We start from the raw sequence: 13,275 nt of genomic DNA, 5'->3' as shown, positions 1-13,275 counted from the left end.
ACCTGTCCCTCCGTCTCTTCTAGGATTAATTAGAAGGGACAAGGGGACAGGTACCTTGTCCCGATTTGGGTGTCATTTATGTCAAATTAGGTAATTCTTAAAAATATTTATCAAATCAATATAGTTAATAGGAAGGATTTCTAGTTTTCTTGCAGTATAATTTAATATGTAAACTCTTATATATGAACTGCCTCTATTTTCTAAAAGCTATAATGTATTACCAGTTATGGCTTAATGATTTTCTTCTATTTTTTTTCATCCTTCAAATTCTACTCAATTGTTCATTATCCATTTGTTTGATACCTCCATTATTACTACTAAAACCTAATGACATTCGTATCGTTATATCTACGCGCTAGTTCTTCAAATGAATTTTAAACCTCCTCCATCTTTTTTACACCATAAAGGTAAGTATACTTTTCCGTATCGATAGAACTATTTTCTCCAATCGACCATCATCATTACCATGTACTCTCCATACTAAATCAGTAACAATTCAATAAATTCTTAGATTCAGATTAGATAACCTGTTTAGTTTGTTAGTTAAATAGAAATTAAACCTTGAGGTGAATGCTTTATGTCAAGGAAAGGCAGAAGGAAAAGCCAAAGTGGAGTGTATCATATTATGTTGAGAGGGATTAACCGACAAACCATCTTTGAGGACGATGAGGATAGGCAAAAGTTTTTAGAGACGTTAAAAAAATATAAAGATATCAGCCAATTCCAGCTATACAGTTACTGTTTAATGGATAATCATGTGCATTTATTGGTAAGGGAAATGGAGGAAACGTTATCAGATGCTATAAAACGAGTTAGTTCTAGCTATGTTTATTGGTACAATTTTAAATATGAACGGGTTGGCCATTTGTTTCAGGAACGTTTTAAGAGTGAAAATGTCGAAAATACTTCCTATTTTTTAACGGTGCTTAGATATATTCATCAAAATCCAGTAAGGCAGGGCTGGCGAATAGTGTATGGGAATGTAAATGGACAAGTATAAATGAATATATCCAGAAAGAAGATATGGTGGATACTGATTTGGGGTTAAGGCTATTCTCCGAAGATAGAATGATAGCTATATCATTATTTATCGAATATATGCAGCAACAAAATCATGATCAATGTTTAGATGATGAGTTAAAAGTTAAAATGTCCGATCGTGAAGTAAGGGAGCACCTAAATAAAATGGGAATCAGTAACAGCAGTATATTACAACAATTAGAAAAGGATGAAAGAGACCAAGTGTTAAAGAAGCTTACTCAATTAAAGGGTGTGAACTTACGGCAACTATCTAGAGTCACTGGGATATCCAAAAGTGTGATTCATCGAGTTTATTAATAGGGCAAAATAATAAGGAGAATGATGGTATGGTAACAAAAATCATGAGTATTGGTTTAAAGGGAGTAGAAGGTTACCGTGTCCAAGTTGAAGTACAAGCATTAGAGGGAATGGAGACTTTTGTCATCGTTGGTTTGCCGGATGCGTCTGTAAAAGAGTCAAAGGAACGAGTGGCATCTGCTCTGTACTCTTTAGGTTATCCGTTGGTAGATCAAAAAATTATTGTGAATTTATCACCAGCAGAACAGAAAAAGAATGGCCCACTATTTGATTTGCCAATGGCTATTGGTATATTAAAGAGCCAGGGCTTTATAAAGGAGAGAATATTACCTAACGCGTGCTTTATAGGTGCCTTATCATTAGATGGTTCCATTCTTCCATTTGAAGGAATGCTAGCTGCAGCCTTGTCTGCAAAAAGACTAGGGTTTGCTGTTTTATATATGCCATTTTACGAAGATTTGCCAGAAGTTAAGATGGATGGATTTGAGATTATTTTTGTTTCTTCCTTACATGAAGTTCTTCAACATTTGTCAGGACAAACCATTCTTCCCTTTTTTGTGAAAAAGCCATTGAATGATAAAGAAATCATTTTTGAAAAAGATTTTAACCAGATTATTGGTCATTCCTTTGCAAAAAGAGCCCTGGAAATTGCAGCTGCAGGAGGGCATCATGTGTTTATGACAGGACCGCCTGGCTGTGGAAAAAGCATGTTAGCAGAAACTTTTCCTTCCATTCTTCCTCCATTATCGAACGAAGCCCAGCTTGAAAAAATTAGCTTGTATCAACTAGCTGGCGTTGAGTTTGAAAATATTCATCTTCCTTCCATTCGTAACCGGCACCATTCAGCCTCTAGTGTCTCTATTATTGGAGGAGGACAAAATCCAAAACCCGGAGAAATATCATTAGCCCATCATGGAGTTTTGTTTTTAGATGAGATGGCTGAGTTCTCTAAGAAGACATTGGATATGTTAAGACAGCCTATTGAAACTGGAAAAGTCACGATTAGTCGTGCGAGATCCATTGTTACGTATCCTGCTTCATTCCATCTCATTGGTGCGATGAATCCATGCCCTTGTGGATACCTGGGATCAAGCACACATTACTGTACATGCTCACCAAAACAAATTCAATCCTATCAAAATCGTATTTCCGGACCAATCCGTGATAGGTTTGATATCTCCCTTCCTATTCAACACGTTAATATTGAAACTTATAATGACTATAAAAGTGAGTCATCCGCAGAAATTAGAAAACGAGTCATTAAAGCTCGAGAACGACAAACACAAAGATACAGCGTAGAAATGAGTAATGGCAGAGTGTCCTATGAAACTCTGATGTTGACCAACAGCATACCAGAAAAAGTTAAGCAACTGATCACACAAATGACGATGAAAAAGAAATGGAGTAATCGTGTCCAAATCAAAATAATTCGATTAGCACGAACGATTTCAGACTTAAAAGATGAAGAACAAATAACAGAAGAATCGCTATGGGAAGCCATGTCATTAAGTAGAGCACATGATGACCAGAGGGTAGGGATGAGGAAGCGGGGGTGAATAGCCGGGACAGGGGACCTGTATCCTTGTCCTCATTTTGGTAATAAAATGTTTGCAAGAGTGAATTTGAAACTATGATATAATCTAAAAATAAGGAGTGGGAACGGTGGAAGAACTACTAAAACAGTTATTGGAAGGGCAGGAAAGAACAGAGAAGCAACTATTGGAAGGGCAAGAAAAAACAGAAAAGCGACTATTGGAAGTGCAGGGAAAAACAGAGAAGCGACTATTGGAAGTGCAGGGAAAAACAGAGAAGCGACTATTGGAAGTGCAGGAAAAAACAGAAAAGCGACTATTGGAAGTGCAGGAAAGAATAGAGAAGCAACTATTGGAAGGGCAGGAAAGAACAGAAAAGCAACTATTGGAAGGGCAAGCAAAAACAGAAAAGCGACTATGGGAAGTGCAGGAAAGAACAGAGAAGCAACTAAGTATGATGCATAATGATATTCAAGATATTAAGAAAACGGTTTATCGTATTGAACATCACCAAGAAGAAACCATTATGAGTATATTGCATCATATTAAAAAGCAATCAGAAAAAAAGGATTACCAAATTCAAGTCTTAAACAAAAGGCTCTTTGAAGTAGAATCTAAAACAGAACAGGGACAACAATGATAAGAGATATACAAACGCGTCTCCCATGAGTGGACGCGTTTTTTTTATTATTCTTCTGACAGAATCCCCCTTGAAGACAAAATGGAGCAGCAACCTATGCAATACAGAATATAGGTTGATACAGCCGAAATATCGGGACAGGGGACCTGTCCCTTTGTCTCGTCCTATTTTTGTTAAAACTTACGTAGGTATTTAAAATCTGGATAAAAATATTATAATAGTTCTAAAGTCTCGATTGTAAAATTAAAAATAATCGACGTATTAAGGGAGGAAGTTCAATGGGATCCAATCCATTGGTAGTATCTGAGTTAAGTAAAATCGCAACAGAATCAATCAAAGTATTTGGTGATTATATGAAATGTCGTGAAGTCGAGATTACAGAAAGAACTAGAATCCGTGCAACGTTGACTGCGATTAACAAAAAAATAGAAGCAGAAAAAGAAATTTTTTTAAGATTTATTGAATCTAGCTTTGCTGACAGAGAGAAACTTTACCAGCGTGCAGACATTGTCTTAAAAACAGCCGTTGAAAATGGAGACGTAGAAATGGTAAGGGTTACCCTTAACTATCTGGCAGTTGTTTCTAGTAGAAATCCATTAGAGGGCTTTAATCAAGTGGACATGTTATCGCATGGGATGAAATCCTTAGTTTAGTCAGGGGAATGTGACGATGAATTATGACCAACACTTAAAAAAAGTGAAGAAGGAATACTCGGTTCGGTAATCCAATAATCATTGGTTAGAGGGTATTAAGGCCATGAAAGATTTTGTTGTGCAGACCATTGAAGAGGATAAGAGCGCACGATAGATAGCCGTGGAGAAGAAAGAGCAAAGTAAGAATATAAAACTGGTAGAATTTGATCAACATTTAGATGCTGCTATAAAGTCTTATGATCAGGTGAAGGTTGCCGGAGCCCTCCAATTATTGATCAACACACTATATCAGTTGAAGGCAGGGGAGACAAGGTGGGATTTAGATCAAGTAGGTTCATTCAATTTGTTAAGGACTTAGGAGAAATCGCTAGTGACGCTAAAAATATTGTCAAAGAAGGTCGACAAGAATTTACCGAAATCATGACTGATGGGTTTAAAGAAATGGTCATTAAAAATAATAATGATTACAAAACTTCATTTGAAAAAAAAGATCAGGCACATGCAATCATGCAAGGCGCAAAAAGCCGTCTTAATGCTAAGTTTGAAGAAGTCGATACATACGCTAGGGAAACTGAGGCCATAATTACTAAATTTTATGATTATAAATTAAAAATCACAAATGACGCGATTCATTCCGCTAAAATAACTATGGATAACTTCAAACAAAATGATTGGCAGCGCAAAATCATTCTAGAGGCAACGTTTTTACAGACTCCAATTAATGGGTTGTCTGTGTCTAAAAATATCACTAAAATAGGATTATTAAATCTTGTTGACGATTTGTTTGTGCAGTCACGTCGCGTCCAAGCGGCCAATGAGTATTTGGAGGACGCTAAGGATTTCAAAACCCAAGTTGATTTAGAAATTGCGAGATTGGATTCTCTGAAGGCGAGAATGACCTACATCCGAAACGTGGTAAAGGATGAACAAAGAGTGCTTGACTTAGTGAATCGGGAGCTTGAAAAAGTTACGAATCTATTAAACGGTTTAATTAGTAGGGATACGTTGTCAGAGGATGATGCCAAGACAGCGAACCAGTTTTTTCTGATTACGGAGATGTTATATCAGTTTGTTAACGAAAAATTTGTCTCAAAAGATCTTGAAGTGGCAGCCAAGTATCTTCAAGATCTGGCTAAATTGGAACGTTTAATCCTTAATTCAAATGATTCTCAAAGCCATGGGTCCGTCAGCCCGGCAAAGTATGAAAAGCAGAGTCCCGTTCTTTTTAAGGATATACCCAATCAAGCTTCAGTGTTAGAAACAGATATAGGAACTGTAGACGTTTTGAATTTGAATTTAGTCCATACAGTGAAAGAATACGAGGACAAATCTACTTTTATAAGAAAATGGTTCACAGATATACGAGTTTTGGATGATGAAAGGTTGGTCGCTATATATGGCATTGATCTGATCCTTCTTGATATAGTGAAAAATCGGAAGTTCATAATTGGCCAAATTAAAACGAACAACGGACCATATGTTCTAGAATCTTCTGAGCCACTGGACTTATATAAGAATATACTCGCATATTATAACAATAGTAACTACCAATTCCATTTATACGATTTAGCAAACAATCGTAATATTATTAGTTTTCGGACTAAGAGCGATGCTCCGAACCTAATTAGACTAACGGAAGAGTACATTTATTCTATTCATTACTTACAAAACACATATGGGAAATTCTCCGTGTCCATTATTATTTATGATTATAAGGGGAACGTTATTTCGAATGTACTTAATGACCCTATATATGTGAAACTTCGTAATAAATACAACCGATTGTTGTCTCTCGAAGAGACCTTTTCGGTTGGAAGGATCACAACGTCCGAAGCAGGTGATTTGTTAGCGGGAATACGTAAGATGGGGAGTAATTCATTCCGAACCAACAGTATGTTGAAGGACAATGAGGTGGTTATTTCAACTAAGGATAGAAATACCCAAAGAATTGCTTTAACACGTACTGCAGAGTGTATTCAAATAATCGGTAAGAATTTGTTTGTAGCTACTCGAGAGTCCCTCTTTATTTATGACGCCCAGACGCTAAGGCTTCTTAAAAATATTAGGCTTCCGCAAAACGACTATGTTTCAAATATTTTAGTAAAGAACCATCGATTATATGTTGTACAAGGTGATCAAATTCATATTTACGAATAATTTTGTTTGCTATATATTTGTTATCGGTACCAGTGCTATTAAAAAGAGAATAACAACAAACTGTAATAAGGAGTCTCAAAAGTATATGCTTTTGAGACTTTCTCTTTACTATTTGTACAGTATTTTTAACACGTACCTTTTTACTGATTTGTCCTTTGTCGGTACCTGACACCGATGCTTTCTAACAAAAGTGGAAGGCAGCACATACAATAAAATAGCTTAATGGAGTATGGAGGTGTGTCGTATAGAAATCAACTATAAGTCTTTGTACAAAAATATGAAAAAGGAAAATGAAAAATTAAAAAAAGCCTTAAACCAACAAAAGAATAAAGAAAAGATGGAGCAAAATGATTCCCTATCTCTCCTACAAGAACTTTCCAATAAAAAACAACAATTATTTGAAACTCAGTCTTTACTAACAGAACAAAACAAAAAAATGGTGGAAATGGAACTGGTTATCCAACAGCAAATGGCGCAATTGGATAAACAAACGATCCAAATAGAAAAATGGAGAGTAGAAAAATCGAAGTTGAGCGCTAGTATTACGAAAATGAAACAACTTAAAAGTCTTGCTACTGCTGATAAATTAGCCGCTCAAAAACAATCGAATCTTCTTAAGGAAAGCCAAAAGCTTTTACAAGAAGAGCTCAGTAAATGTCAACAAACGATTCAAAAACAAGAAACAAAATTAATAGAAATGGAAACAATGCTTAATCGTTTTCTTTTACTGGAACCCTCTCATCTGATAAATCATCTAACTAATCAATTAAATATAACCTCGTTTAACCAATTTGAAGACTTACCATCTCTCTACAAACAGTATGTTCAATACCATTCACTGAAAAAAGTAAGTCCAAGTTCTAATAAGTCTTCATCGGAAAATAAAGTGGAGTACGGCTTTCTTGTTAAGAATCCACTTTTACCACAAGGTAAATGGCAGTTTGTTACAACGAATTCTCTTTCCTATGAAGTGGCGGGAAAAGTCAAAGGGAAAATGAAGATAGGCACTCCTGTTTCTGCGGTTGTCAATGAAGCTAAAAAGAAGGCATATATCTGTTGGTTTTATCAGACAGAAAGTGAAATGGAGCATGACAGAAAAACAACTAATCCACAAAACCTTTTAACTCCTCACTATAAAGACGATAAGGTGTATCTCCCAATAGCACCCATCAGCGTTCTGATTGTAACGAGTAAAAACGGCGTCCAATATCGCGACCGACTAACCAAACATGGTGTTCAAGCAGATTGGGTGAACCCTTATGAAAAAAGTCTTACACATATTCGAAACCTGTCACACTCTTATGATATTGTTCTTTTACTCGAAGATGCGATCCCACACGAAATGAGGCATCTAATTAAGGATTTTGAAGAAGATCATCCTGATAAAATCCAAACTATTTATAAACACAATGAGGACATCATTGTTGCAAGAGTTCGATATTTCGCTATAAACAATGGTTTGTTATCCTTAACGAACATTGAAACAGGAAAGGAATAACTGCCGCCAATTAAATGGAACAAGAACCCTCCGATAACTTTCTTTCTATAAACTAAAAATGGAGTCTCAGAAGCGTATGCTTTTGAGACTTTGTTTTATAGGAACAATATCGGTACGGCAAAGGCCAATTAATATTTTTATTTGAACTTAATATTTATTGTGAGTTCTAAGTTCCAGAGTCCCTCATCAAATGAACGAAAATTAAGTTCGTAGCTTACATTAGAATTTACTTTTTCTTTTATCTTTTTAGATAGATTATTAGTAATTAAAATATTCATTTTATCTTCAAGTGTTTTATTGAGATTTGGAAGTTTGGTAGATGAAAGTTTTTCTGATACTTCCTTAACAAATGAAAGGTAATTTTCATCAAAATTAGCTTCGTTTGAAAAAGGAATATTTAGTACACTCTCGCTTACATATTCCTCAAAACTAAAACTTAATTTTTTTTCATTGTCAGACACAATATATGATCGATATCCATTTTTATCCTCAAGTGCATTTGGCTTAATGGAAAAATTATATTTTTTTGCAACTTGACTAAAAACACTGGCGTTTTTTTCTAAGATGCTTTTATCAACTTGTTCTTGAAAATTGACATATTTAGTACTTACAGCTTTAGGATATTGGGCAACCACCCAGTAATGATCCTTAGAAAGCATATTTTGAGGGACTAAAAAATAATTATAATTAAAATTATGATCGTTTTCATCATCAAAAGTAGCATCTAAATAATAGAATTCACCATCTAAGTAAATTAAATTCCAAGAATGCGCAATCCCATCCCCAGCTTTTCCCTCAACTTCAAGAGTGGGGATATTTAACTTATTTAATAGAAGAGACATGGTCGTAGAGTAACCGTCACAAACAGCTGTACCATAAAGTAAAGGACCATTAGGAGTATGGGATGATTTAGGGACAGTTTTCTTATAATAGTTATCTAAATCATATTTGGTATGGTTCATTATGTAATCATGTACATATTTTATTTTTTCTAAATTTGTAGGTTGTTTCTTTGCCTCTTTAAGTATACTATTCTGGTGATTTACCAAACGTTTTAAATCATTTTTTGATATCATATTTTTTATTTCTTTATCTATTTCTCTTTTTTGATCTATGATACTTAAAAAGAAATCTTGATTTACTACTGGTTGTTTTATTATTTTCTTAAGTTCAGTTTTATTAACCATATAATGAAATTTAACCGTTTTACGACTCTCAACATCCTCAATATATACATATTTATACATAGGATAATGGTCATCTATTACTTGGTTGGCAATCCCGAATAATTCATTTTTTTCCTTTTCCTTATAATTAGTTAAAGTAACCTTATCTTGTAAATTATTTATAGCTTTTAAAATCCCCTGATAGGCTTCTTTTTTTGTCATAGATTTAGCTGCAGCAGTTGTGTTGCTAGTAGGTGTTAAAATAAAATTTAAAACGAAAATAATCATAATTACATATCTAATCATCTTGATCAAAATAATTTCTCCTTTAGATTTTAAATATTTATAAGATAAGTATACTTTATTAACGTATGAACATGATACCAGAAAGTGGAAATATGTTGGCCTGAAAATTGGTGTTGGAGGAGAAAAGGAAATTAAATGCTCTTAGCGTCATGATATCAAAATTTCAAGGTATAAACTCATGGTCACAGTGATGCCCCGATAAAACTAGTTTCACAGATATGTTCCGACACAATTAAGAATTAAATAGAGAGAGCGTCATTAAAGAAGACGCTTTCTCTTGATATTACACATAGATTATTAAATGGGCTTGATGACTATATTAAGAATCATAGTAGTTAACAGTTTACGGGGATAACGGAGCCGAAGCAGGAAATTATTGATGTTGTTATTCCAGTGAGATTATAAATATTTTGCGTTTATGCTCAAATAATATATAATTAAAGCACAAATGCAAAAAGAGGTCGAAAATATGAATTATCGAGAACAATTAGAGAATTTAATTGCAGATAACAATGGAATCGTAGTAACGAATGAGGTGGAAGAACAAGGTATCCCACGTCATTATCTAACTCTTTTTTTGAGAGAAGGAAAGTTGAATCGAGTATCGCATGGAGTTTATGTAGCACCTGATGCGTTTGAAGATAAAATGTATATGCTTCAGATGAAAAGTCCTAGAGTGGTAATTTCTAATGAAACCGCTTTATTCTTCCACGATTTAACGGATAGAGATCCACTAGAATGGTCCGTCACCGTACCTTCTGGGTACAATGCTTCAAAATTAAGGGGCTTAGGTATTCAAGTATATTCTGTTAAAAAACAGCTACATTTAATGGGAACTACTGAGGTTGAAACTTTGTTTGGAAGAAAGGTTACAGCCTATAACAAGGAAAGAACTATTTGTGATATTATTCGAAACCGAAATAATATGGATATCGCTATCTTAAATGATGCATTGAAGAGATACCTCGCAAGTAAAGATAAGAATATTTCCTTATTAATGAAATATGCGAAAGAGTTACGAGTCCAAAAAATTCTAAGAAGTTATATGGAGATTCTACTAACTTAATCCTTATTAAGTGGTCTGTACGATTAGTACGTAGTTTGTAGTGATTCACTATTTGAAATATGTCATGATTTTGTCGAAGTGTGTTCGTCTTTTCAATTTGAATGAAATGATAGAATAGAGTTGCAACTGAAATTGTGAGGGTGGTTGGTTGTCACTCTTCTTTCTTTTTTAGAAAGGAGGTGATAATCATGGAAACATTTCTGGAATTTCTGAAAGAAGTTTTGAAGGGGATTGTACGTGAAATAAGTGCGTATTATTTTCGGAAAAGCCTTTTAGAAACTAGAAAACCACCCCGCCGTCGTAAGGTTAAGGGTGGTTCTCGTAAAAAGTAACTAAACTTGACAACCACCACCCTGACGGTAGAGGTTGCAGGGAGAAGTGTTAGTAGCACTTCTCTTTTTTATTATATGTCTATTATACACAATAAAATTCATTTTTAGAAGTGACAAATCTGTATCAGGTGAAGCATGGTGAAGCATGGGGACGGTTCTTGTGCTTCATGAATTACTGCTGGAGAAGCAGAAGAACCGTCCCCATGCATCATACCCATGCATCATAATTTAATGGTAAAATGTACCTATCAAATATTTTAGTAGCTTTGGAGGAAAAATGAAATATAAGAATAGTAAGGTTTTCATTAAATCACTAATACTAGCAACTTCTGTACTTTTTACAAGTAATATCCTTATGGCGGAAGCAACGGAAGTAAAACAAGAGGATGCAATACAAAAGACTTATAATGACTTCGAAGAAAACCAATACTGGACAAACGATATGTTGTGGGCTATGGATAAGGGGTTAATAAGTGGCTACCTTAATAGTAAACATCCGGTAACAGGGAAACTAGGAAACTGGTTAAACCCATATGGTAACTTAACAGAGGGACAACTTCTCACGATCTTATTTCGTTACAAGAGTCCTGACGAATTAAACAACACAAAAGCAGAGAGTAACTTTTGGGCATCCGTACCTTATCAACTAGCCAAAAAATATAAACTACCTGTAAAGGGTAGCTTAACAAACCAATCTCCAGCAGGTAAAGCTGTTACGAGAGGGACAATGGCGAAGGTAATTGCTTCTTTATATTTCGGTAAAGAGGTAACGGAAGAACAAGCGATAAACTTCATGTACCAAGGGAAGCTATCTAATGGGTACAAAGACAAGAACGGTAACTATCCAATGACGGTAGAATCTTTCGGCTCGAAGGATCCTTTAAAGCGAGCTCATATTGTGACATTTATTAAACATTATGACGACCTTATTCAATCGGGGGATAAAATAAACTATGAAGATATTATACAGCTGAAAGATACATTATTATATGACGCTATATTAAACGCATTGCTAAAAGCTGAGAGTGTGTTGGACTATAGCAGATTTACACAAGATTTTAACGAGGTATATGATACTGTTTATGAAGTTTTAAAAGATCACCCAGAAATTATTTATTTTAAATCTATACCTTTGGGCACTGATTCGAGTGTAGGATTTAACTATTCATACCCAAAATCAGAAATCATTGAAATGAACAATAAGTTAGAGAAACTAACAGACGAGATTATTGCTGAACAGATTCAACCCGGTATGAATGAATTTGAAAAGGTAAAGGCCATTCATGATTATGTCGTTTTAAATTCTGCATATGATTATGAAAACTATAAAAACAATACTATTCCTAAGCTGTCCTACACGGTCTACGGATTGTTAGTGAATGGCACTGCCGTTTGTGATGGGTATGCCAAAACGATGTTTTATTTACTAAATAAGATTGGAATTGAAACTTTATATGTTGTTGGAAAGGGACATGGTGAAGACCATGCTTGGAATAAAGTGAAAATCGATGGACTTTGGTATAATCTCGATGCTACTTGGGATGATCCAGTGCCGAATCTAGAAGGGTATGTCAGATACAAGTATTTTCTAATATCTGATAGTAAACTACGAGAAGACCATATATGGGATAATTCTGAACTTCCTGACGCATCTAATTCTACTTATAGTTATATCCCTGAATTTTTTAGTCCATCTGATTTATTTGGAGATAAAAATAGAAACATAGTCTTACATGAGGGTTATTTTTATTTCATTAACCAAACAAATATTTTTAAAATGAAAACAGATGGGACGAATAAAAAGAGTTTACTATCAGTGAAAAATGGTTATTTAAGTAACTTTGTCATAAACGAGGGTTGGATTTATTCTTTAACCAGTGAAGATAACGGGCCTAAGTATATTACCAAGATGAAGACAGATGGTTCGGACAAACAAACTATCTATTCTATAGAAAAAGGTACGATAAGTAAATTTAGTATAAATGAGGATTGGCTACTCATTGTTACCTCTAACGGCCTTATTAAAATGAAGTCAGATGGAACTAGTAAAGAATTATATGAGAATGTTCAGGCATATAATGTTATCTTATATAACCAGGGCATTTATTATAATGATCTATCTAATAATAGACAACTTACTAGAATAAATATGGATGGAACAAACAAACAGATGCTTGGAGATATTGCCATGGATTTCGTCATTTATGAGGATTGGATTTATTATCTCGGAGAATCTTATCATTTGTTTAAAATAAAATTGGACGGAACACAAAAAACAAAATTAACTAATTTTAATACAGAAAATTTAAGATTATCGGGCTCAACACTATTCTATATGGAAACTTATCCGGAATTCAAAATGCATAGGTTGGAGTTGGAGTAGTTACCAGTACAATGGACAAAATCAGTTTCGGTTGGACAGAGGGAGAAAGGTCTCTCTGTCCGATTTTATTTTTTTATGAAAAATGTAGGTCAAGATTTACTATTGGTGGAGTATCCAACGATTAGTGCGACTTGCACAAAAAAGGAGTGCGCCAAAGTTCTACTGTTGGGACATCCCCTTTCTTTTATATTTAAGAGAAAAATA

Annotated in this window: 11 protein-coding genes; 10 read left to right on the top strand and 1 reads right to left on the bottom strand. The window is 34.5% G+C overall.

Annotated elements, in window-relative coordinates; translation table 11 throughout:
• Positions 1 to 577: 577 nt before the first annotated feature.
• The 7 genes from ACSBPO_RS20815 (at position 578) to ACSBPO_RS20785 (ending at position 7,818) form a co-directional block, all read left to right on the top strand.
• Positions 578 to 1,000, top strand: a complete 423-nt coding sequence (locus tag ACSBPO_RS20815; protein ID WP_442596711.1) for a transposase — start codon at positions 578 to 580, stop codon at positions 998 to 1,000.
• A 38-nt stretch (positions 1,001 to 1,038) separates the two neighbouring features.
• Positions 1,039 to 1,338, top strand: a complete 300-nt coding sequence (locus tag ACSBPO_RS20810) for a hypothetical protein (protein WP_442596709.1) — start codon at positions 1,039 to 1,041, stop codon at positions 1,336 to 1,338.
• Positions 1,339 to 1,367: 29 nt separating this feature from the next.
• The gene (locus ACSBPO_RS20805; protein WP_442596707.1) at positions 1,368 to 2,894 is read left to right on the top strand and encodes a YifB family Mg chelatase-like AAA ATPase; all 1,527 of its coding nucleotides are present in this window, start codon (positions 1,368 to 1,370) and stop codon (positions 2,892 to 2,894) included.
• 106 nt (positions 2,895 to 3,000) lie between these two features.
• Positions 3,001 to 3,510 carry a hypothetical protein gene (locus ACSBPO_RS20800; RefSeq protein ID WP_442596704.1) on the top strand — a complete coding sequence of 170 codons (510 nt, stop codon included), beginning with the start codon at positions 3,001 to 3,003 and terminating at the stop codon, positions 3,508 to 3,510.
• 278 nt (positions 3,511 to 3,788) lie between these two features.
• A complete protein-coding gene (locus ACSBPO_RS20795) occupies positions 3,789 to 4,163 on the top strand; it encodes a hypothetical protein (RefSeq protein WP_442596702.1) in 375 nt (124 codons plus the stop codon).
• A gap of 312 nt (positions 4,164 to 4,475) precedes the next feature.
• Positions 4,476 to 6,320 carry a hypothetical protein gene (locus ACSBPO_RS20790; protein ID WP_442596700.1) on the top strand — a complete coding sequence of 615 codons (1,845 nt, stop codon included), beginning with the start codon at positions 4,476 to 4,478 and terminating at the stop codon, positions 6,318 to 6,320.
• A gap of 235 nt (positions 6,321 to 6,555) precedes the next feature.
• Complete coding sequence (locus ACSBPO_RS20785; protein WP_442596699.1) at positions 6,556 to 7,818, top strand: hypothetical protein; 1,263 nt, start codon at positions 6,556 to 6,558, stop codon at positions 7,816 to 7,818.
• A 137-nt stretch (positions 7,819 to 7,955) separates the two neighbouring features.
• Here the strand turns inward: ACSBPO_RS20785 and ACSBPO_RS20780 are convergent, their stop codons facing one another.
• Positions 7,956 to 9,290, bottom strand: a complete 1,335-nt coding sequence (locus ACSBPO_RS20780; protein WP_442600421.1) for a transglutaminase domain-containing protein — start codon at positions 9,288 to 9,290, stop codon at positions 7,956 to 7,958.
• 469 nt (positions 9,291 to 9,759) lie between these two features.
• Here ACSBPO_RS20780 and ACSBPO_RS20775 point away from each other — a divergent pair, with 469 nt between their 5' ends.
• From ACSBPO_RS20775 to ACSBPO_RS20765, 3 genes are all read left to right on the top strand, one after another.
• Positions 9,760 to 10,356, top strand: a complete 597-nt coding sequence (locus ACSBPO_RS20775; protein WP_442596697.1) for a type IV toxin-antitoxin system AbiEi family antitoxin domain-containing protein — start codon at positions 9,760 to 9,762, stop codon at positions 10,354 to 10,356.
• A 188-nt stretch (positions 10,357 to 10,544) separates the two neighbouring features.
• Positions 10,545 to 10,688 (top strand): hypothetical protein, encoded by a 144-nt coding sequence (locus ACSBPO_RS20770; RefSeq protein WP_442596695.1) that lies wholly within the window; start codon positions 10,545 to 10,547, stop codon positions 10,686 to 10,688.
• A 277-nt stretch (positions 10,689 to 10,965) separates the two neighbouring features.
• Positions 10,966 to 13,071, top strand: a complete 2,106-nt coding sequence (locus ACSBPO_RS20765; protein WP_442596693.1) for a DUF5050 domain-containing protein — start codon at positions 10,966 to 10,968, stop codon at positions 13,069 to 13,071.
• The last annotated feature ends 204 nt before the right edge of the window (positions 13,072 to 13,275 follow it).

Origin of the sequence: Neobacillus sp. D3-1R (assembly GCF_052180215.1) — a bacterium.
In the GTDB taxonomy this organism is placed as follows: Bacteria; Bacillota; Bacilli; order Bacillales; family Cytobacillaceae; genus Pseudoneobacillus.
The sequence above is the reverse complement of the archived record's forward strand: the minus strand, read 5'-3'. Positions and strand labels throughout refer to the sequence as shown.

Bases quoted from the DNA above. Each gene is read 5' to 3' on its own strand.
- ACSBPO_RS20815 (WP_442596711.1), top strand. From the start codon at position 578: ATGTCAAGGAAAGGCAGAAGGAAAAGCCAAAGTGGAGTGTATCATATT.
- ACSBPO_RS20805 (WP_442596707.1), top strand. From the start codon at position 1,368: ATGGTAACAAAAATCATGAGTATTGGTTTAAAGGGAGTAGAAGGTTAC.
- ACSBPO_RS20795 (WP_442596702.1), top strand. From the start codon at position 3,789: ATGGGATCCAATCCATTGGTAGTATCTGAGTTAAGTAAAATCGCAACA.
- ACSBPO_RS20780 (WP_442600421.1), bottom strand. From the start codon at position 9,290: ATGATTAGATATGTAATTATGATTATTTTCGTTTTAAATTTTATTTTA.
- ACSBPO_RS20775 (WP_442596697.1), top strand. From the start codon at position 9,760: ATGAATTATCGAGAACAATTAGAGAATTTAATTGCAGATAACAATGGA.
- ACSBPO_RS20770 (WP_442596695.1), top strand. From the start codon at position 10,545: ATGGAAACATTTCTGGAATTTCTGAAAGAAGTTTTGAAGGGGATTGTA.
- ACSBPO_RS20765 (WP_442596693.1), top strand. From the start codon at position 10,966: ATGAAATATAAGAATAGTAAGGTTTTCATTAAATCACTAATACTAGCA.